The organism is Enterobacter cloacae complex sp. IR5441, from assembly GCF_049238215.1.
Lineage (GTDB): Bacteria > Pseudomonadota > Gammaproteobacteria > Enterobacterales > Enterobacteriaceae > Enterobacter > Enterobacter hormaechei_C.
Window position 1 is genome coordinate 47,280 of record NZ_JBMKIA010000007.1, and the last position, 22,149, is coordinate 69,428.

3 protein-coding genes and 1 pseudogene are annotated in these 22,149 nt (G+C 60.2%); 2 read left to right on the plus strand and 2 right to left on the minus strand.

The annotated features are described in order from the left end of the window. Nucleotides 1-23: 23 nt before the first annotated feature. Together ACOTX5_RS10250 and ACOTX5_RS10255 are read right to left on the minus strand one after the other, a co-directional pair. Nucleotides 24-1,091: an oxidoreductase gene (locus tag ACOTX5_RS10250; RefSeq protein ID WP_032669925.1), complete on the minus strand. Its 1,068-nt coding sequence runs from the start codon at nucleotides 1,089-1,091 to the stop codon at nucleotides 24-26. Nucleotides 1,092-1,104: 13 nt separating this feature from the next. Further along, the gene (locus tag ACOTX5_RS10255; RefSeq protein WP_015570569.1) at nucleotides 1,105-1,848 is read right to left on the minus strand and encodes a DeoR/GlpR family DNA-binding transcription regulator; all 744 of its coding nucleotides are present in this window, start codon (nucleotides 1,846-1,848) and stop codon (nucleotides 1,105-1,107) included. Nucleotides 1,849-2,580: 732 nt separating this feature from the next. On the opposite strand from ACOTX5_RS10255, the gene ACOTX5_RS10260 reads away from it, so the two are divergent. After that, entirely contained in the window at nucleotides 2,581-3,918 is a 1,338-nt protein-coding gene (locus tag ACOTX5_RS10260; RefSeq protein ID WP_045911718.1) for a TolC family outer membrane protein, read from the plus strand. 121 nt (nucleotides 3,919-4,039) lie between these two features. Continuing rightward, nucleotides 4,040-22,028: pseudogene (locus ACOTX5_RS10265) on the plus strand (Ig-like domain-containing protein). Nucleotides 22,029-22,149: the final 121 nt, after the last annotated feature.

The following is a 22,149-nucleotide window of genomic DNA, read 5'->3' on the forward strand; positions in this document are numbered from 1 at the left end:
CCCGCAGGGCATTTTTTTGCGGCTTATTGCAGTTGCGCGCGCTCCTGCGCCGTTAAGTCCAGTTCCTGAGTTGAACCCGTTTCCGAAGATTTTACCGCCGCTTCCAGCACCGCCATCACCGCCAGGGCTTCCACCGGATGGACCGGGTTGTCAATCTTGCCGTTCAGGGCATCGCGCACGTTTATATAGTACTGCCGCTGGTCGCCTTTTGGCGCAGGGATAGCGCTGGCTTCACCCTGGGCATTAAACAGCACCATAGCGTCGCTGTCTTCACCCCAGCTTTCGCTACCCGGAACGACGCCTGCCAGCAGCTGGGCTTCCTGCTGATCGATGTGCGCTTTCACCACGCTGGCCTTATCGCCGTGGACGGTAAAGCGGGCAACGCCACCCGCCACCAGCATGCTGCAATGGAGGACCACTTTGTGTTCCGGATAATTCAGCACCACGTGCGCCCAGTCGTTAATCTCCGCGCCGTCACGCAGGGTGGCGATGTTGCCCTGTACCGACTGCGGCAGACCAAAAAGCTGTAGCGTCTGGTCAATCATATGCGGGCCTAAGTCGAACCACAGGCCGCTGCCGGGCACGTTTTGCTCTCTCCAGCGCACGCGAACCTCCGGACGGAAACGATCGATATGCGACTCAAAATGTTTCACCTTACCGATACGGCCTTGCTCAATCACCTGCTTAATGCCGAGAAAATCGCTATCCCAGCGGCGGTTATGGAAGACCGAGAGCAGGCGCTGTTTTTCTTGCGCAAGCGCAATCAGATCTCGCGCTTCCTGCATATCCAGCGTAAACGGCTTATCCACTACCACATGCTTGCCGGCATTGAGCGCCAGGGTGGCCAGCGGCGCATGGGTCGCGTTAGGGGAGGCGATAACCACCAGGTCGATATCCGGGTGCTGAATGGCCTCTTCCGGCGTGGCGACAACGAGGACGTCCGGCAGGTCGCGTTTCACTTTCTCTTCATCCCGGGATGAGACCACCGCCAGCTTCAGGCCTTCGACGGACTGGATCAGCGGGGCATGGAACGTCTTACCTACAAAACCATACCCGATCAGCGCAATATTCATTGTCTTCACTTTATTCATGACCTTCTCCACGTTAATGCGCGCCAACGGTAACCTGCAAGGCGCTATGGTCCCCGAGCTCTGCCCAGGGACGATCTAAAAACAGTTGATGAATCTCGGATAACCCTGACACCAGATACGGTTCGCACTGGTTGAGTTTTAGATGGTCGGCGACTACCCAGTGCGCCTGGCTTGCGGCCAGCATGGCACGCTTCACTTCGGCATCCGCCTCCTGACTGGCGCTCAATCCGAGTTCGGCATGGATGGCGCATGCGCCAAGGATGGCAATATCCGCCCGGTAGCGAGAGAGCAGGGAAAGGGTGGCGCTTCCGGCAAACAGGCGTTGTTTCTGATCCCACTTTCCACCGAGCAGGATCAGGTCAATATCTTCCCGATCGCTAACCTGCTGGGCGATATCAAGAGAAGGGGTGATGATGGTCAGCGGCCCCTGAAGGAAAGAGGCAACGGCCAGCAGTGTGCTTCCGGCGTCCAGAAAAAGCGTCGAGCCCGCAGGCACGCATTGCGCAACCTGTTTACCCAGCCGCTGCTTAATTTCAGGGAGCAAGCTATTCCTGCTTACACGGGTCATCGTCGAGAGATTCAGCGCGATGGCGCCGCCATGGTTTTTTTGTGCCAGTCCCTGTTTTTCCAGGTCGGTCAGATCGCGACGGATGGTGTCCGCCGAAACCTGCAATCGCTCTGCCAGCTCGGTAATGCTGGCCTGGCCTTGCTCAGTAATGATATCAAGCACATATTTCTGTCTGGCGGTTTTATGCATGGGGCAGTATCCTGCAAAATGTCGCAATAAATCGCAGTTTACAGCATTTTGCAGGAAAGGGAATCGCGACAGGTGCGGGATGTTATCCAAAAACAGTTTAATGATGTGATTATTGATATCGCATTAATCAGTCATCAAAAACATGTATGTATCTTTTAGGTATGTTGTTATCGCTATGTTTTACTTGAAAATTTGGCTTAAGCTGCCGGATTATTGGCTCTAACCAGAATGTTTAGCTAATTTGTAATTATAAATTAGTGCATATATCTATTGGTTTCTATTTTTAAAGTAAAATAATTCAATTTTATTCGGTGTATTACTTAAGTTGACATTTCTTTGAAAATCTTTGTGTCTGATTCGGGGTGAAATTAACGCAAAAATGTACACCAGGGCATTTTAGAATTTTCTTTATATTACAGGGGGTTTATTTGTTTCATCTGAAAGGCCTTTTATAACGTTTTGTCCAGAAACCCCATCTTTTTTCTTATTTGTAACACCGCATTAACATTGCGGGTGTGGTTGCTCATATCACATTTTGTTATGCTGCGAATCAATAAATATTTAAGTAAATTCTTAAAAGAAAAAAGGAGATTGAACGGCTCTCATCTCAATTGAAATGGGCTTGGGGAACTATTACCCAAATTAATCGAGAAGAGGTGAGGGATTTCTGAAGGATTATTTGTACCTCTTCCTGGGTATTTATTTGGCTATCACCTGGAGTCGGGGGATATTATGAAGATGAAATGCAATAACAGGTTGCTCAGATTATCTGTCTCCCTGACCTTAATTTCGCTGGTGGTGACTGCGGCTAATGCAAATAACGGCCAGGCGGGGATATCTCCCGTTGCGGCAATGACGATGAAAGAAAGTATTCTTTTCGCTCTCGATCGCGACCCCTCAGTGAGCCAGCAGGCAGCGCAACTGGGGATCGGCCAGGCACAAATAGACGAAGCGCGCAGTGGCTGGATGCCACAAATAGCCCTGAACGGGAGTACGGGTCACAGCCAGACCACCGATTCAAGCGGCTCGTTGCGAAATTCCGCAGCCTGGGGCCTGAGCCTGACGCAGCTGGTGTACGATTTTGGCAAGACCAATAACAGCATCAGCCAGTCTTCAGCTCAGCGTGACAGCTATCGCTACCAGCTGATGAGCACGATGTCTGCCGTCGCGGAAAAAACGGCCCTCAGCTATGTGGAAGTAAAACGCTACAGTGATCTGTTGCAGGCGGCAAAAGAGAACGTGAAGGCGCTTAAAAACGTTGAGCAGCTGGCAAAACTCCGCGCCGATGCTGGCGTAAGCTCCACCTCTGATGAGCTTCAGACCCGCACCCGTATCGCCGGGATGCAGGCGACGGTAGAGCAGTATAATGCGTCTCTGAACAGCGCCCGCGCGCGGCTGGCGGTATTAACTGGCATACAGGCTGAACGCTATTCACCGGTTCCGGGAGGTCTGGCCGTGGAGCCGGATTCTCTCAATCGGATTGATTATTCACTGATCCCAACGGTGATGGCCGCGCAGAACATGGAGCGTTCAGCCCAGTACGGCGTAGAAACCGCCAGGTCTCAGCACTGGCCGACCTTAAGCCTGAAAGGGGGCCGCACCCGCTATGAGTCTGATAATCGCGCGTACTGGGATGATCAGATCCAGCTCAATATTGACGCACCGCTTTATCAGGGCGGCGCGGTCTCGGCGCGCGTCCGTCAGGCCGAGGGCGCAAGGGCAATGGCATCGTCCCAGGTCGATCAGGCCCGTTTTGATGTCCTGCAAAAAGCCTCCGTCGCACAGGCCGACTGGACCGGGGCGCGTGGACGAATGGAAGCCGGGAAGCGTCAGCTGGAAAATGCGTTGCGCGCCCGCGATGTCTACAAAAATGAATATACCCTGAGCAAGCGCAGCATTAACGATCTGCTCAGCGTGGAGCAGGATGTCTGGTCTGCCACCTCAGCGAAAATAATGGCTGAATACGATGGCTGGAGTGCGGCGATTAATTACGCCTCCGCGGTGGATAATCTCATGCCGCTTATCGGAATAGAGAAAAACGCTGCCGCGAAATTACCTGATTTAAGTTAAAAAAAGGCGCGCCTTTCTGCGCGAAATAAGTCAGACAATAATGGGTGATTTTTCCCAAGGATAGCTACATCCCTCTGGTGGACATATCCACAGGAATACGCGCACCTGCAAGGAGAAGAATATGAGTACCGCAAAAGTTGTTGATGTCATCATTCGCAAAACGGCAGAGAAGACGAAATTAACCGGTGAAGGGAATCTCTCGGTCTCTATTTCATCGCCGAGCGTGATTGAAATTCAGGGTTCTGCTCAGGACGTGGTGCGTTATGTCCGCCAGGGGAATGACCTCCTCATTTATATGAAAGATGGCAGCGTGATCCGCTGCAATAATTATTTTGTCGAAGACACGGAAACCCATAATCATTCCGAGCTGGTATTTAACGATAACCAGGCGTTGACGCATATTTCATTTGCCGATGCCGGGGAAGCATCAGGCGTTGCCGCCACCGAATTAACCGCCCAGGCTGCACCCATTAGCAGCATTGAACCTTTCCTGGAGCAGGGAAGCGTCTTAAGCGATGCGCCGTGGGGCTGGATTGCCGGTGCGGCGTTAGGGGGCGGTGCGATCGGCGCACTGCTGGCTCACGGCGGCGATGGTGAAACCAAAACCAAAGTTATTGATAATACAAAAGAAGTCGAAAGCGCCACGCCGACATTTTTGCTGACGGACAACGCGGGTGACAAGCAGGGCGTGCTGAGTGCAAAAGCGGTCACGGATGACAACACCCCCACCTTCAGCGGTACCGGGCAGCCGGGCGCGACCATTCAGGTTAAAGACGGCAGCGGCAGCACTATCGCCAGCACCATGGTCGCGAAGGACGGCACCTGGACGGTAACACTCCCGACCCAGGCCGACGGGGAACATACCTGGTCCGTCGTACAGATCGACGGCAGTAAAACGACCTCTGCGGGCAGTATTACCGTAACCGTTTCTACAGCGGATACCAGCGTGACGCTCGCCACCACGGCGGGCGATAACGTGATCAACGCCAGCGAGCAGGCCGCTGGCTTTACACTGTCCGGCACCAGCAAAAACCTGGCCCAGGGAACGGCGCTTACCGTCACGCTCAACGGTAAAACCTATACCGCAGAAGTGGGGGCAAACGGCGCATGGAGCGTGAAGGTCCCTGCGGTCGACGCACAGGCGCTGGGCGATGGTACCTGGACGGTCAACGTCAGCGGAAAAGACGCGGCGGGCAACACCGTGTCCGGCAGCCAGACGATTGGCGTGGATACCGCCTCGCCAGTGATCTCTGTCGACACGATCGCCCAGGACAACATCATCAACGCGGCTGAACATAATCAGCCGCTGACGCTGACCGGGAAAACCGATGCGGAAGCGGGCCAGATTGTGACGGTCACGCTGAACGGCAAAAATCACACGGCGACCGTGGGCAGCGACGGCAGCTGGTCCGTTACGCTTCCGGCCAGTGAAGTACAGGCGCTGGCTAACGGCGAGCACACCCTGACGGTAAACGTCAGCGACAAAGCGGGTAACGGGTCATCCACCACCGCCGATTTCACGGTCGATACCGCAGCGCCAGTGGTCACTATCAACACCGTCGCGGGCGACGACATTCTGAACACCAGCGAGCAGGGGCAGGCGCAGATTATTTCCGGCCAGGCGAACGGCGCGGCGGAGGGCGACATTGTCACCGTGACCGTTGGCGGCAAGACCTTTACCGGTGCCGTCCAGGCGGACGGCAGCTGGAGCGTCGGTGTGCCTGCCTCCGTCATTGGCGCGCTGGGGGAAGGTAGCCACAGCATTTCGGTCTCCGTGACCGATGCGGCGGGCAACACCGGCAGCGCGACGCACGGCATTACGCTGAGCGGCAACCCGCCGGAATTTACCCTTGACCCCATCAGCCAGGATAACGTCCTGAATGCGCAGGAGGCCATGCAGCCCCTGAGCCTGAGCGGGACCAGTAATCTGCCGAACGGCAGCGCTGTCACCGTGACGCTGAACAACGTTAACTATCAGGCCACCGTTGAGAACGGTCGCTGGTCCGTTCAGGTGCCGGTTTCCGACGTGCTGGATCTGGCGAATACCCTTTACACCGTCAGCGTCAGCGGCACCGACAGCGTGGGTAACAGCGGCTCCGCCGAGGCGAATCTGCTGGTAGACACCGTGCTGCCGCAGGTGATCGTCAACACCTTTGCCGGGGATAACCTGGTCAATAACGCCGAAGCGGCGGTTGACCAAACCCTCAGTGGACGCGTCACCGGCGCGGCGGCGGGCGATACCGTCTCTGTCACCGTGGGCGGCAAGAGCTATACCGCGACGGTTGGCAGCGACCTGAAATGGAGCGTGACAATCCCATCGGCCGACCTCCAGGCGTTTGGCGACGGCGATTTAACCTTCAGCGCCTCTGTCACCAATGCGCACGGCAATACCGGCACCGGCGAACGTGATATCAACATCAACGCCGAACTGCCGGGCCTGCGCGTGAACACGATCTCTGGCGATGACGTGATTAACGCCATCGAGCAGCAGCAGGATCTGGCCGTAACCGGCTCCAGCACTCATCTGGCCGAAGGCACACAGATCACCGTTACCATCAATAATGTCGAATACGTCACCACGGTTAACGCCAGCGGCAACTGGCAGATTGGCGTGCCGGCGGCGGACCTTCAGGCATGGACGGCGGGAGGCATGACCGTCAGCGTCAGCGCGGAAGATGCCTGGGGCAACACTGTGGCGGCTGAACACCCGATCGAGCTTGACCTGAATGCGGTGGCCGTCACCATCGATACCGTAACCACTGACGATATGCTCAACGCGGCGGAAAAAGGCGCGGATGTCACGCTTTCTGGTCAGACGCAGGGCGTGGAGGCCGGGCAGACCGTGGTGGTGAAATTCGCGGATCAAACCTTTACTGCACAGGTGCAGCAGGACGGCTCCTGGCACCTGACCGTTCCGGCGAGCGCGATGGAAACGCTGATCGACGGGCGTGCGCAGGTGAGCGTCAGCGTGACTAACGTCAACGGCAACAGCGCGGACGCCTCACGCGTGGTGATCGTCGATACGCAGCCGCCAGCCATTACGCTTGATAACCTGACCGATGACAACATCATTAATGCGGCAGAAGCGCAGCAGGATCTGGTGCTCAGCGGCAGCACAACCGCTGAAGCGGGCCAGACGGTCACCGTGACGCTGAACGGTAAATCTTACCAGACCACGGTACAGGCGGACGGTCGCTGGCAGCTGAACGTGCCTGCCGCCGACGTAGGCGCGCTGACCGATGGCAATGTCACCGTGACGGCCACCGTCAGTGACGTGGCGGGCAACAGCAGCAGCGCGGACCGCGTTGGGCTGGTGGATGCCACCGTGCCGCAGGTGACCATCAACGATTTCGTCACCGACACCAACACCGTTAACCAGCTGGCCCATGCTCAGGCGCAGATCCTGAGCGGCTCCGTCACCGGCGCGGCGGCGGGCGATTTGGTCACCATCACCATCAATAACGTGGACTACACCACCGTGGTGGATGCGGCAGGCAACTGGAGCCTCGGCCTGCCTGCGTCCGTCGTTCAGGGGCTGACGGACGGCACCTGGACCATTAACGTCTCCGTGACCGACCAATCCGGCAACACCGGCAGCAGTTCAGTGGATGTGGTGGTCAATACTGTGACGCCCGTTATCGGTATTAACACGCTGGCCGCGGATGACGTGATCAATGCGGCAGAGAAGGGCGCAGATCTGCTGCTTTCCGGTACCAGCAACCAGCCGGAAGGAACCACCATCACCGTTAATCTGAACGGTATCAACTACACCGCCACCACCGACGCCAGCGGCAACTGGAGCGTTACCGTCCCCGCCTCTGCGGTGAGCGCGCTGGGTGAAGCCAATTACACCGTGACGGCGAGCGTCACCGATAATGTGGGCAACAGCGCCGCTGCCACGCACGATGTGCTGGTGGACAGCTCGCTGCCGGTGGTCACCATCAACACCCTCGCGGGCGACAATATCGTCAACGCGGCGGAAGTGGCCGCAGGGCAAACCCTGACCGGAAAGGTTTCTAACGCGGCATCGGGCGATACCGTCACGATTATCCTCGGCGGGCAGACATACACGGCCACCGTACAGGACGATCTCACCTGGAGCCTGCCGTTAACCCAGAGTCAGTTAACCGCGCTCGGCAACGGCGACCTGACCGTATCGGCCAGCGTGACGAACGCGCACGGCAATACCGGATCGTCTTCCCTGGATGTCACCATTGACGCCCAGCTGCCCGGCCTGCGCATTGATACCGTCGCCGGTGACGACGTCATTAACGTTATTGAACACGCGCAGAACCTGGTTATCTCCGGCACCAGCACCGACCTGGCGGCGGGTAGCACCGTCACCGTGACCATCAACGGCAAGAGTTATTCCGCCTCGGTACTGGCGGATGGCACCTGGCAGGCTGCGGTTCCGGCTGCCGACGTCTCCCGGTGGGCGGACGGGTCGCTCATCATCAGCGCCAGCGCGCAGGATACCTCCGGCAACCCGGTGAATATCGGTACCGTTGTGGATGTCGATCTCGCCCCGGTGGCGATAAGCATCAACAGCGTGACGGACGACAACGTGCTTAACGCGGCAGAAAAAGGCCAGGATCTGGTGCTGTCCGGCTCCTCCTCGAACGTTGAAGCGGGCCAGACCGTTACCATTATCTTTGCGGGTAAAACCTGGACCACGACGGTCGATGCCAACGGCGACTGGACCTGCACCGTACCGGCTGCCGATCTGAGCGGCCTGAAGGACGGCGACGCCAGCGTACAGGTCAGCGTCACCAACGTGAACGGCAACGCGGCCTCTTCCTCGCAGGCATTCAGCGTCGATACCGCCGCGCCAGCGGTCACCATCAACACCATCAGCGGCGACAACATGCTGAATGCGGCAGAGGCGGCGCAGGATCTGACCCTGAGCGGGACGTCTACTGCCGAAGCAGGCCAGACGGTCACCGTGACCTTCAACGGCAATCAGTACACCGCCCAGGTGCAGGCGAACGGCAGCTGGACGCTGGACGTTCCGGCGGCGGATCTGGCGGGGATCGCCGACGGCAGCGCGGCGGTCACGGTGACCGTGTCCGATAAAGCGGGCAACCCGGCCAGCGCGGGGGCGTCCGTGCTGGTCGACACTACCGTGCCGCAGATTACCTTCAACATTGTGGCGGGCGACGACATTGTTAATATTGCCGAGCACGGCCAGGCGCTGATTGTCACCGGCAAGGTGACGGGCGCGCAGGCGGGCGATGTGATTACCCTGACCCTGAACGGCAAAGACTACACCGCGATGCTGGATGCGTCCGGCAACTGGAGCGTGGGCGTTCCGGCGACGGACGTGGGCGCGCTGGCTAACGGCGATCAGACGATCTCCGCGACACTCACCGATAAAGCGGGCAACAGCACCAGCGCGACGCACGCGTTTGACGTCTCCCTGACCGCGCCGGTGATTGCCATCAATACCCTGGCGGTTGACGACGTGATCAACGCGACCGAAAAAGGCCAGGACCTGTTGATCTCCGGCACCAGCAACCAGCCGGACGGGACCCGCATCACCGTAACCCTGAACGGTATCAGTTACGCCGCCACCACCGATGCCAGCGGTAACTGGAGCGTCACCGTTCCGGCGGCAAACGTCTCGGTACTGGGCGAAGCGAGCTACAGCGTGACGGCCAGCGTGACCGATACCGCGGGTAATAGCGCGAATACCAGCCATAGCGTGCTGGTCGACAGCGCGCTGCCGCAGGTCACCATTAATGCGGTTGCCACCGACGACGTGATTAACGCGGCGGAAGTGGCTTCCGGACAAACCCTGAGCGGGAAAGTGAGCGGCGCGGCGAGCGGTGACACTGTCACGATCGGTATCGGGGGCAACACCTATACCGCGACGGTTCAGGACGACCTGAGCTGGTCGGTTAACGTGGCGTCTGACGTCTTAACAGCTATCGGTAACTGCGAGCGTGACCAATGGCCACGGCAACACCGGCACCGGCGAACGCGACATCACGATTGATGCCAGCCTGCCGGGCCTGCGCGTGGATACCGTAGCAGGCGACGATGTGATCAACAGCATCGAACATGGTCAAAACCTGATTATCACCGGCTCCAGCGACGGGCTGGCGAGCGGATCGGCGCTGACGGTCACCGTCAACGGCAAAACCTACGCGGCAACCGTGCTGGCGGACGGCACCTGGACGGCGGCTATTCCGGCGGCGGACGTCGGCGCGCTGAGCGCAGGCACGATCACCATGACCGTTGACGGCCAGAGCGCGGCGGGTAACCCGGTTTCCATCAGCCACGACGTGAAAGTGGATCTGGCGGCAGTCGCCATCAGCATTAATCCGATTGCCTCGGACGACGTAATCAACGCGGCTGAGAAAGGCGCGGATCTGGTGCTGTCTGGCTCGACCACCAACGTGGAAGAAAACCAGACCGTTACCATCACCTTCGGCGGCAAGTTGTACACCGCGACGGTGGATGCCAGCGGCAACTGGACGGCGACCGTACCGTCTGCCGATTTGGGCGGACTGAAAGACGGCGACGCCAGCGTGCAGGTCAGCGTCACCAACGTGAACGGCAACAGCGCCTCGGCGGGCCGCGAGTACAGCGTGGACGCCACCGCGCCGACGGTGTCCATCGAGATCGTCAGCGACAACAACATCATCAACGCGGCCGAAGCGCAGCAGGATCTGGTCATTAACGGTGTCTCCAACGCCGAAGCGGGCCAGACCGTGACCGTGACGCTGAACGGCGTGGACTACACCACCACCGTACAGGCGAACGGCAGCTGGAGCGTCACCGTACCGTCTGCGGATATCGGCGCGATTACCGACGGCGATTACACCATCACGGCAGCCGTCGCGGATAAGGCGGGTAACCCGGCCTCGGCGGACCGCGATGTGCTGGTGGATACCACGGTGCCACAGCTGACCATTAACACCGTTTCCGACGACGACGTGATTAACAGCGCCGAGCATGCGCAGGCGCTGATTGTCACCGGTTCCGTGACCGGTGCGGCGGCGGGCGACGTGGTGACCGTCACCATCAATAACAAAGATTACACCGCGACCCTGGACACTTCCGGCAGGTGGAGCGTGGGCGTGCCTGCGGCGGACGTGAGTGCCCTGGCCGCCGGGGATTACACCATCACCGCGGCGCTGACCGATAAAGCCGGAAACAGCAACAGCACAACGCACGAGGTTGAAGTCAACCTCACCGCGCCGGTGCTGACCATTGACACCGTGTCCGGTGACGATGTGATCAACAGCAGCGAGAAAACGCAGGATCTGACCATCACAGGTACGGCTTCCGGGCTGGCAGCGGGCGCGGTGGTCACCGTGATGCTCAACGGCAAAGCGTACAGCGCCACGGTGGACACCAATGGCCAGTGGACCACAACCGTTCCGGCGAGCGAGGTGGGGCAACTGGGTGAAGCGCTTTACACCGTGTCGGCCTCCGCGACGGACAGCGTCGGCAACAGTTCCAGCACCTCGCACACCGTGAACGTGGAATCCGTGCTGCCTGGCGTCATCATCAACACCGTGGCGGGCGACGACGTGATCAACGCAGCGGAGCTGGCAACCGGCCAGACCATTAGCGGCACAGTGGTGAATGCCGAAGCGGGCAACACCGTGACTGTGTCTGTTGGCGGCCACAGCTACACCGCAACGGTACAGGACAATCTCACCTGGTCCGTCAGCGTACCGGAGTCTGTGCTCACCGCGCTGGGCAATGGCGATCTGACTGTGACCGCCAGCGTCACGAACGGCGTGGGCAACAGCGGCAGCGGCGAGCGCGATATCACTATCGACGCGAATCTGCCGGGCCTGCGCGTGGACACCGTAGCGGGCGATGACGTGATTAACAGCATCGAACACGGGCAGAATCTGATTATCACGGGTTCAAGCGACGGCCTGACGGCGGGCACAGCGCTGACCGTCACCGTAAACGGTAAAACCTATCCGGCTACCGTGCTGGCAGACGGCACCTGGAGCGCGGCGATCCCTTCTGCGGACGTGAGTGCCCTTGCCGCAGGCACGGTCACCGTGAACGTTGAAGGCCAGAGCAGCGCGGGCAATCCGGTGACTATCAACCATGATGTGACGGTGGATCTGGCAAACGTCGCCATCAGCATTGACGCCATCGCTTCCGATGACGTGATCAACGCCGCCGAGAGGGGTGCGGATCTGGTGCTCTCCGGCACCACCTCGAACGTCGAAGAAAACCAGATCGTCACCATCACCTTCGGCGGCAAGAACTACACCGCCACGGTGGACGCTGAGGGTAAATGGACCGCCACGGTGCCGTCTGCGGATCTGACCGGTCTGAAAGACGGCGACGCCAGCGTGCAGGTGAGCGTCACCAACGTGAACGGCAACAGCGCCTCGGCGGGCCGTGAGTACAGCGTGGATGCTACCGCGCCGTCCGTGACCATCAACACGATTGCCACCGACGATATCCTGAACGCCTCAGAAGCGCAGTCCGACCTGGCAATCTCCGGCACCAGTACCGCCGAAGCAGGCCAGACGGTGACCGTATCGCTGAACGGCAAAGATTACACCACAACCGTCAGCGCGAACGGCAGCTGGACGCTGAACGTGCCAGCAGCTGACCTTGCAGGATTAACCGACGGCAGCGTCACCGTGACCGCGGCCGTCAGCGACAAGGCGGGTAACCCGGCGTCGGTGGACCACACCCTGACGGTGGACGTCACCGTTCCGGCAGTGACCATCCACACCGTGGCAGGCGACGACGTGATTAACGTGGCTGAACACAATCAGGCGCAGATTATCAGCGGCTCCGCCACCGGCGCGGCGGCGGGCGATAAGGTCACCGTCACGATCGGCGGCCAGACTTATACCACCGTGCTGGATGCGGCGGGTAACTGGAGCGTGGGCGTCCCGGCCAGCGTCATTTCCGGCCTCAGCGACGGCAGCGTGACCGTCACTGCGTCAGTCACCGACGCGGCGGGCAATACCGGCAGCGGCACGCATAATGTGACCGTCGATACCGGTCTGCCGTCGGTCAGCTTCAACGCCATCAGCGATGACAACGTCCTGAACGCCGTTGAAAAAGGCCAGGATCTGAGCGTCAGCGGCACCAGCGCCAACCTGGCGGAAGGCACCGTGGTCACCGTGACCCTGAACGGTAAAAACTACACGGCGACAACTGCGGCAGACGGCACCTGGAGCCTGACGGTTCCGGCTGCGGATCTGGCCGGTCTCGGTCAGGCCAGTTACACCCTGAACGCGACGGCCACCAACGGCGTTGGCAACAGCGTGAGCAGTTCTGCGAACCTGCTTGTCGACACCGCGCTGCCAACCGTCACCATCAACACCGTGGCGGGCGACAACGTCATCAACGCGGCGGAAGTGGCGGCAGGCCAGACACTGAGCGGCACCGTGGCGAATGCCGAAGCGGGCAACACCGTGACCGTGACTATCGGTGGCCACAGCTACACCGCAACGGTGCAGAATAATCTGTCCTGGTCCGTCAACGTGCCGTCTGACGTTCTGACCGCACTCGGCAACGGCAGCCTGAGCGTGACGGCGACCGTCACCAACGGCCACGGCAACACCGGCACCGGCGAACGCGAGATCGCTATCGACGCTAACCTGCCGGGCCTGCGCGTGAATACCGTGGCGGGTGACGACGTGGTCAACACCATCGAGCACGCGCAGAACCTGATTGTTTCAGGCTCCAGCGACGGGCTGGCGCCGGGCACGGCGCTGACGGTTACCGTCAACGGTAAAGATTACGCGGCAACGGTACTGGCAGACGGCACCTGGAGCGCGGCGATCCCGTCCACCGACGTGAGCGCGTGGCCGGAAGGCACCGTGAAAATCAGCGTTACCGGTGACAGCGTGGCGGGTAATCCGATCATCATCAGCCACGACGTGACCGTGGATCTGGCTACCGTTGCCATCAGCATCAATGCGCTTGCCACCGACGACGTGATTAACGCGGCGGAGAAGGGCGCGGATCTGGTACTGTCCGGTGTGACCACCAACGTGGAAGCCGGGCAGACCGTGACCATCAGTCTGAACGGCAGGATCTACACCACCACCGTGGACGACAGCGGCAACTGGACTTACACCGTGCCGTCAGCGGATCTGGCTGGCCTGAAGGATGGCGACGCCAGCGTGCAGGTGAGCGTCACCAACGTGAACGGCAACAGCGCCTCGGCGGGCCGTGAGTACAGCGTGGATGCTACCGCGCCGTCCGTGACCATCAACACGATTGCCACCGACGATATCCTGAACGCCACGGAAGCTCAGTCAGACCTGGCAATCTCCGGCACCAGTACCGCCGAAGCAGGCCAGACGCTGACCGTATCGCTGAACGGCAAAGATTACACCACAACCGTCAGCGCGAACGGCAGCTGGACGCTGAACGTTCCGGCGGCGGATCTGGCAGGATTAACCGACGGCAGCGTGACGGTCACCGCCTCAGTCAGCGACAAGGCGGGTAACCCGGCGTCGGTTGACCACACCCTGACGGTGGACGTCACCGTACCTGCGGTGACCATCCACACCGTTGCAGGCGACGATGTGATTAACGTGGCTGAACACAATCAGGCGCAAATTATCAGCGGCTCCGCCACCGGCGCGGCGGCGGGCGACACCGTCACCGTCACCATCGGCGGCCAGTCGTACACCACCGTGCTGGATGCGGCGGGTAACTGGAGCGTGGGCGTTCCGGCGAATGTGATTTCAGGCCTCAGCGACGGCAGCGTGACCGTCACTGCGTCAGTCACCGACGCGGCGGGCAATACCGGCAGCGGCACGCATAATGTGACCGTCGATACCGGTCTGCCGTCGGTCAGCTTCAACGCCATCAGCGATGACAACGTCCTGAACGCGGTAGAAAAAGGGCAGGATCTGAGCGTCAACGGCACCAGCGCCAACCTGGCGGAAGGCACCGTGGTCACCGTGACCCTGAACGGTAAAAACTACTCGGCGACGACTGCGGCAGACGGCACCTGGAGCCTGACCGTTCCGGCTGCGGATCTGTCAGGCCTCGGTGAAGCCAGCTACACCCTGAGCGCGACGGCCACCAACGGCGTGGGCAACAGCATCAGCACTACGGCGAACCTGCTTGTCGATACCGCGCTGCCAACCGTCACCATCAACACCGTGGCGGGGGACAACGTCATCAACGCGGCGGAAGTGGCCGCAGGCCAGACCATTACCGGTAAGGTGGCGAACGCGGACATCGGTAACACCGTGACGGTGAACATCGGCGGCAACACCTATACCGCGACGGTGCAGAGCGATCTGACCTGGTCCGTTAACGTGCCGGAATCCGTCCTGACCGCGCTGGGCAATGGCGATTTAACGGTGTCAGCAACCGTCACTAATGACCATGGCAATACGGGAACGGGCGAGCGCGATATCACTATCGACGCCAGCCTGCCGGGCCTGCGCGTGGATACCGTCGCGGGCGACGATGTGATTAACAGCATCGAGCATGGACAGAACCTGATTGTCACCGGCTCCAGCGACGGACTGGCGGCAGGCACTACGCTCACCGTGACCGTCAATGGCAAAACCTATGCGGCCTCCGTGCTGGCAGACGGTACCTGGAGCGCGGCGATCCCGGCAGCAGATGTCGGGGCCCTGGCTGCGGGCACGGTTACCGTGACCGTTGCAGGCCAGAGCGCGGCGGGCAATCCGGTGACCATCAGTCATGACGTGACGGTGGATCTGGCGGCAGTCGCTATCAGTATTGATGCGATTGCTACCGACGACGTGATTAACGCGGCAGAAAAAGGCGCGGATCTGGTGCTGTCCGGCAGCACCTCGAACGTAGAGGAAAACCAGACCGTTACCGTCACCTTCGGCGGCAAGACGTACACCGCCAAAGTCGATGCCGACGGCAACTGGACGGCCACCGTGCCTTCCTCGGATCTTGCGGGTCTGAAAGACGGCGACGCCAGCGTGCAGGTGAGCGTGACCAATGTGAACGGCAACAGCGCGTCTGCGGGCCGGGAGTACAGCGTCGATGCCACGGCGCCAACCGTGACCATCGACACGGTAGCCGGCGACAACGTGATCAACGGCAGCGAAGCGGCTGCGGGCGTGGCCATTTCCGGCACCACCACGGCTGAAGTCGGTCAGACGGTAACCGTTAACCTCGGTGGAAACAGCTATACCGCACAGGTTCAGCAGGGCGGCGTCTGGAGCATTAACGTGCCGGCCGCCGATCTGTCCACTCTGGCGGATAACGGCTACACCGTGCAGGTGAGCGTGAGTGACGCCGCGGGTAACCCGGGCAGCGCGGGCAAAGCGATTACGCTCGATACCACGCCGCCGACCGTCAGCTTTAACGTCGTGGCGGGCGATGACGTCATCAACAGCGTTGAGCACGGGCAGGCGCAGGTCATCAGCGGCACCGCAACCGGCGCCAGCGTCGGCGATAAGCTGGTCATCACGATAGGTTCGAACCAGTACACCACCACCGTTGACGCCAGTGGCAAATGGAGCGTGGGCGTTCCTGCCAGCGACATTTCTGCCCTGACCGACGGCACCGTGACCCTCAGCGCGACAATCACCGACAGCGCGGGCAACAGCAGCACCCAGACCCATGACGTGGTGGTAAATACCGCATCGGTCGCGCTGACCGTCAACACCCTCAGCGGTGATGACGTGATCAATGCGGCAGAAGCGGGGGCGTCGCTGGTCATCAACGGCTCCAGCGCGCAGTTTGCTAACGGCACGCAGGTCACTATCACCCTGAATGGTAAGAGCTATACGGCCACTATCCAGAGCGATGGCTCCTGGACAACCACCGTACCGGCCGCCGACGTGGGCACCCTGGCCGACGGCGCGAGCTACCAGGTTTCTGTTTCGGCGCAGGACAGCGCCGGGAACAGCGCCTCGGCGACGCACACCATCAGCGTGGACACCACCGCGCCGGTGATTAGCGTGAACACGTTGTCGGGCGACGATGTGCTGAATGCGGCGGAAGCCCAACAGCCGCTCACCGTACACGGCTCTTCCAGCGCGGAAGCAGGCCAGACGGTGACCGTCACGCTGGGCGGGAAAACCTACACTGCGCTTGTGGCAAACGACGGCACCTGGACGCTCGACGTCCCGGCCGCCGATCTTGCCAACCTGAGCGAAGGCGCGCTGACGGTCACCGCGTCGGTGAACGACAAGGCGGGTAATAACGGCCAGACGACGCATACCTTAACGGTCGATACCGTCGCGCCAGCCGTGACCATCAGCACCGTGGCCGATGACGATATCGTCAACAACGCCGAGCAGCTGGCGGGACAGACCATCAGCGGGACCACCACCGCGGAGCAGGGCCAGACGGTGACCGTCTCCTTCAACGGCCACAGCTATCAGGCGACCGTGGCGGCGAATGGCTCCTGGTCCGTCTTCGTGCCGGGACGCGACTTCCTCGGACTGAGCGACGGGGATTACACCATTACGGCTACGGTGAGCGATAAGGCAGGTAACCCGGGCAGCGCAACGCACGACGTGACGCTGAACGGCGACGTGCCGACCATCGCCATTAACACCTTTGCGCAGGATGATATCGTCAACGCCGCCGAGCACGGCACGCCGCTGGTTATCAGCGGCACCACCGATGCGCCAACGGGCCAGACGGTGACCATTACGCTTAACGGTAAAACCTACACGGCTACCGTTCAAAATGACGGCACCTGGAGCTATACGGTCGGCAGCGCAGACGTGACCGCGCTGGCGGACGGCGGTTCGTACGTGATTAACGCGCAGGTGAGCAACGCCATCGGCAACAGCGCCAGCGATAACCATACCGTTACCGTGGATCTCACCGCACCGTCGATGGGGATCAGCATTGATTCCCTGCAAAACGATACCGGCCTCAGCGCGAATGACTTCATCACCAACGACAGCCAGGTGGTGGTGAATGGTTCCCTGACCGCGCAGCTCGGCAATAACGAGAAGGCGCAGATCAGCCTTGACGGCGGTACCACCTGGATTGACCTGACCGTCACCGGCACCACCTGGCGCTACACCGATGGCCGTACCCTGACCGACGGTACGTACCAGTACCAGGTGCGCGTGATCGACAATGGGGGCAACGTTGGGGCAACGGACAGCCAGGACGTGGTAATCGATCTGACGAAGCCTGCGGCGGCGACTATTACCGTGGATTCCGTCTCGCAGGATACCGGCCTGTCCGACAGCGACTTTATTACCAGCGACAACCAGATCAGCCTGAAAGGGACGCTCGGCGCGGCCCTGGGCAGCGGCGACCACGCTCAGATCAGCCTCGACGGTGGCGCAACCTGGACTGACGTGAGCGTCAGCGGCCTGAGCTGGACCTACGTTGACGGCCGCACGCTGGCCGACGGAGACTACAACTATCAGCTGCGGGTGATTGACGACGCGGGGAATATCAGCGCCACTACCAGCCAGGTGGTGACCATTGATACCGTCGCGCCGGACGCCAGCAAAACGATCGCTATCGACAGCATCAGCGACGATACCGGCCTGAGCAGCAGCGACTTTATCACCAATGATACCTCCCTGACGCTGCACGGCTCGCTCGGCGCAACGCTGGCCGACGGCGAATATGCCCAGATCAGCATCGACGGCGGGGTCACCTGGCAGAACGTGATCGTCACTGGCAACAGCTGGTACTACGTGGACGGCCGCACGCTGGGTAACCAGACCTATGACTACTACGTTCGCGTAGTGGATGCGGCAGGCAACGTAGGTGCCAGCGCTCATCAGCAGGTGACGGTCGATACGGTCGCGCCGGATGCGGCGATTACGGTGACCGTGGATAACATCACCGTCGATACCGGCTTCGACAATAACGACTTCCTGACCAGTTCGACCTCGTACACGCTCAACGGGACGCTTGGGGCCGAACTCGGGGCGGGTGAGTATGTGCAGGTGAGCATGGATGGCGGCACCACCTGGGTTTACGCCACGGTAAGCGGCACCCGGTGGAGTTATAACGACACCCGCACCCTGGCCGACGGCGACTACCGCTATCAGGTGCGGGTTGTCGATCAGGCGGGCAACGTTGGGGCCACCACCACGCAGGACGTGACGGTGGATACCCAGGCGCCGCAGTACGGCATCACCATTGACAGCATCAGCGAAGATACCGGGCAGTCCGGGAGTGATTTCATCACCATGGACACCTCGCTGACGATCAACGGCTCGTTGGGCAGCGCGCTGGCCAGCGACGAGCGCGTACAGATCAGCCTCGACGGCGGTAATACCTGGATTGACACTACCGTCACTAACCAGCGCTGGAGCTATACGGATACCCGCGATCTGGCAGATGGGGATTACACCTACCAGGTGCGGATCATCGACCAGGCGGGCAACGTCGGCTCAACCTCTTCGCAGGTGGTAACGGTTGATACCACGCCGCCTGACACGGTGGGAACGGTGGTCAGCTATACCGACGGGGAAGGTGAACGTACAGGCACGTACGGCGCATCAGTCGCGACGGACGATACCTCGCCGCTGATCAACGGTACGCTTAACCGCGCTCCGGAAGATGGCGAAATCGTGCAGCTTTACCGGGACGGGATCTTGCTGGGTCAGGTCACGATGAACGGCAGCGCAAGCTGGTCCTATCAGGACAACGGCCTGCTCGACGGGAATCACACCTATATTCTGCGCGTCACCGACAAAGCCGGTAACTACACGGAATCGGATGGCTTTGTGCTGAACGTCGATACCAGCATCCCGACCACCACCGCGGCGATTACTGCCCAGACCACCTCGGATACCACGCCGATTGTCAGCGGTACGGTCTCCGCAGACCTGGTGAACGGTGAATATCTGGTGGTGACGGTGAACGGGAAAACCTACACCTCCCAGACCGGCGGTGCGGTGGTCGTCGACCCGGATCACAATACCTGGTATCTACAGATCCCGGACAGCGATGCCCTGAGTGTGGCGAGTTACGACGTAACCGCGCAGGTGAAGAGTAGCGCGGGCAACGGTAACACCACCGGTACGGCAACCGGTAGCCTGGTGATCGATACCACCTCGGTGAATACCGACTGGGCGACCACTGCGGGGAACAGCAACAACTCAACCATGACTCTCGGCATGAACAGCAGCGGGCTGTGGAATATCATTGCTAATGGACAGTCTTATTCCAGCAGCGATGATTCAACCTATGCCGGGAATACGTTAACTAACACCCGTAGCTACTATGTGGTGAGCCAGACGGCAGCTGACTTTGACCGTAACGGCACGCAGGATATCTTTGCGACGGAGAACACCTACGCGGGCTCTACGCAGGTGATGTGGACCTACGATGGCAGCAGCTACACCGCCAGCCAGCTGGCGATGGGAACCACCATCTGGTACGGCGGCGTAATTGCCTACGATAAAACCGGCGATGGCTATCTTGATCTGGCGTACGGCGATGCCGGTATGGACTCCCTGACCTACCTGGTGAATACCAACGGCGTTCTGTCGCCGGACGGCACCGGCGGGGAAGGTGGATTCTACGGCCAGTTCGATTCCGGGCGTGAAATCTCCGGCGTCGACCTGAACAACGACGGTACCGTGGACATCGTGCAGCACACCAACCGCAGCGGGGCGTATTCGCTCACCGTGATTAACAACAACGGGAACGGTACGCTTTCCATTGGCCAGAACCTGACCAACGTGTTTGTGGCCAACGCCTCGAATACCACCACGGCGGCCTCCATGACGTGGGCGGACTTTAACGGCGATGGCTACATGGATCTGTACCTCGGCAGCAGCTACAACAACAACGGCGGGGTGATTTACTACAACGACGGTACCGGGCAGCTTTCCACGACCAAAAGCGCGGTGGAAGCCTCTAACGCCACGGCGGGCTATCTGTCGGTGGCGGTAGACTGGAACGGTGACGGGCAGATGGACATCATCAAGCTCAGCACCTACGGCAGCTCACAGACGGCGACCCTGTTCACCAACAACGGCTACGGCTCAACCTGGACTTCAAGCCAGCTGGCTTCTGGGCTGGCCAACGTCACCGGCGTCGCCGCGGTGGACTACAACTGGGACGGTGCGCAGGATCTGCTGGTGTCTCAGCAGAACGGTAAGGTGGTGCTGGTGCAGAACAATGCGGAGATCGCTGACGGTACCGCGATGCATCTGCACATTGTCGATAGCGAAGGCATCAACGCGTACTACGGCAATACGGTCAATCTGTATAACGCTGCGGGCGTGCTGGTGGCCTCGCAGATCATCAACGCTCAGTCCGGCATTGGCTCGAACGATACCTCTGCGCTGGTGAGTTTCTACGGGCTGGATCCGAACGAAACCTACTCGGCGGAGATCGTGAAGATCACCAACGGCGTCTCGGATAACGTCACCTGGACCGGCCTGGACGCGGGCAACGGCAAAGAGGGTTATGTTCTCACCGCCGAAGCGGCCACCGGCGGCCACAGCGGAACCATTACCGGTACCGGGTATAACGACACCTTTATCGCAGAGGATGGGACCTATACCTATAACGGCTCCGGCGGCTGGAATACCCATTCCGACTACGACACCTGGAGCAATACCGGCGGCATGGACGTGGTGGATTATCGTAATGCCACCTCTGGGATAACCGTTGATTTGCGCCTCTCAACGGCGCAGGACACCGGATTCGGTACCACGCGGTTGTTGAATATTGAAGGGATTAACGGCTCCGACTATGACGACGTGATCACCGGCAACAGCGGTGATAACCAGTTCGAAGGCCGGGGCGGGAACGACACCTTCAACATCGGCAGCGGCGGTCACGATACGTTGCTCTATAAGCTGATCAACGCGTCTGACGCGACGGGCGGCAACGGTAGCGATGTGGTGAACGGCTTTACCGTCGGCACTTGGGAAGGGACGGCGGATACGGACCGTATCGATCTGCGCGACCTGCTTTCCGACAGCGGCTATACCGGCACCGGCTCGGCGAGCTACGTGAACGGCGTGGCGACGCTGGACAGCAGCGCGGGCAACATCGCCGACTACATCCGCGTTGTGCAAAACGGCAGCAACACCGAGATCCAGGTTGACCTGGACGGGACGGGCGGTCAGTTCACGCCCACCACGCTGGTAACGCTGAACGGCGTGCAGACGGATCTGGCGACGCTGTTGGCCAATCATCAACTGTTAATTGCGTAAAACAACGCCGCGGGGAGCGATCCTCGCGGCCTTTTGCGTTTCTTTACACGAATAGCCATAACCCTATATTTCACAAGATTATTTTGCGGGCTCGTTTAGACAGTGTTCGATTTCTAATCAT

Coding starts and splice junctions, on each gene's coding strand:
- ACOTX5_RS10250 (WP_032669925.1), bottom strand. CDS start 1,091: ATGAATAAAGTGAAGACAATGAATATTGCGCTGATCGGGTATGGTTTT.
- ACOTX5_RS10255 (WP_015570569.1), bottom strand. CDS start 1,848: ATGCATAAAACCGCCAGACAGAAATATGTGCTTGATATCATTACTGAG.
- ACOTX5_RS10260 (WP_045911718.1), top strand. CDS start 2,581: ATGAAGATGAAATGCAATAACAGGTTGCTCAGATTATCTGTCTCCCTG.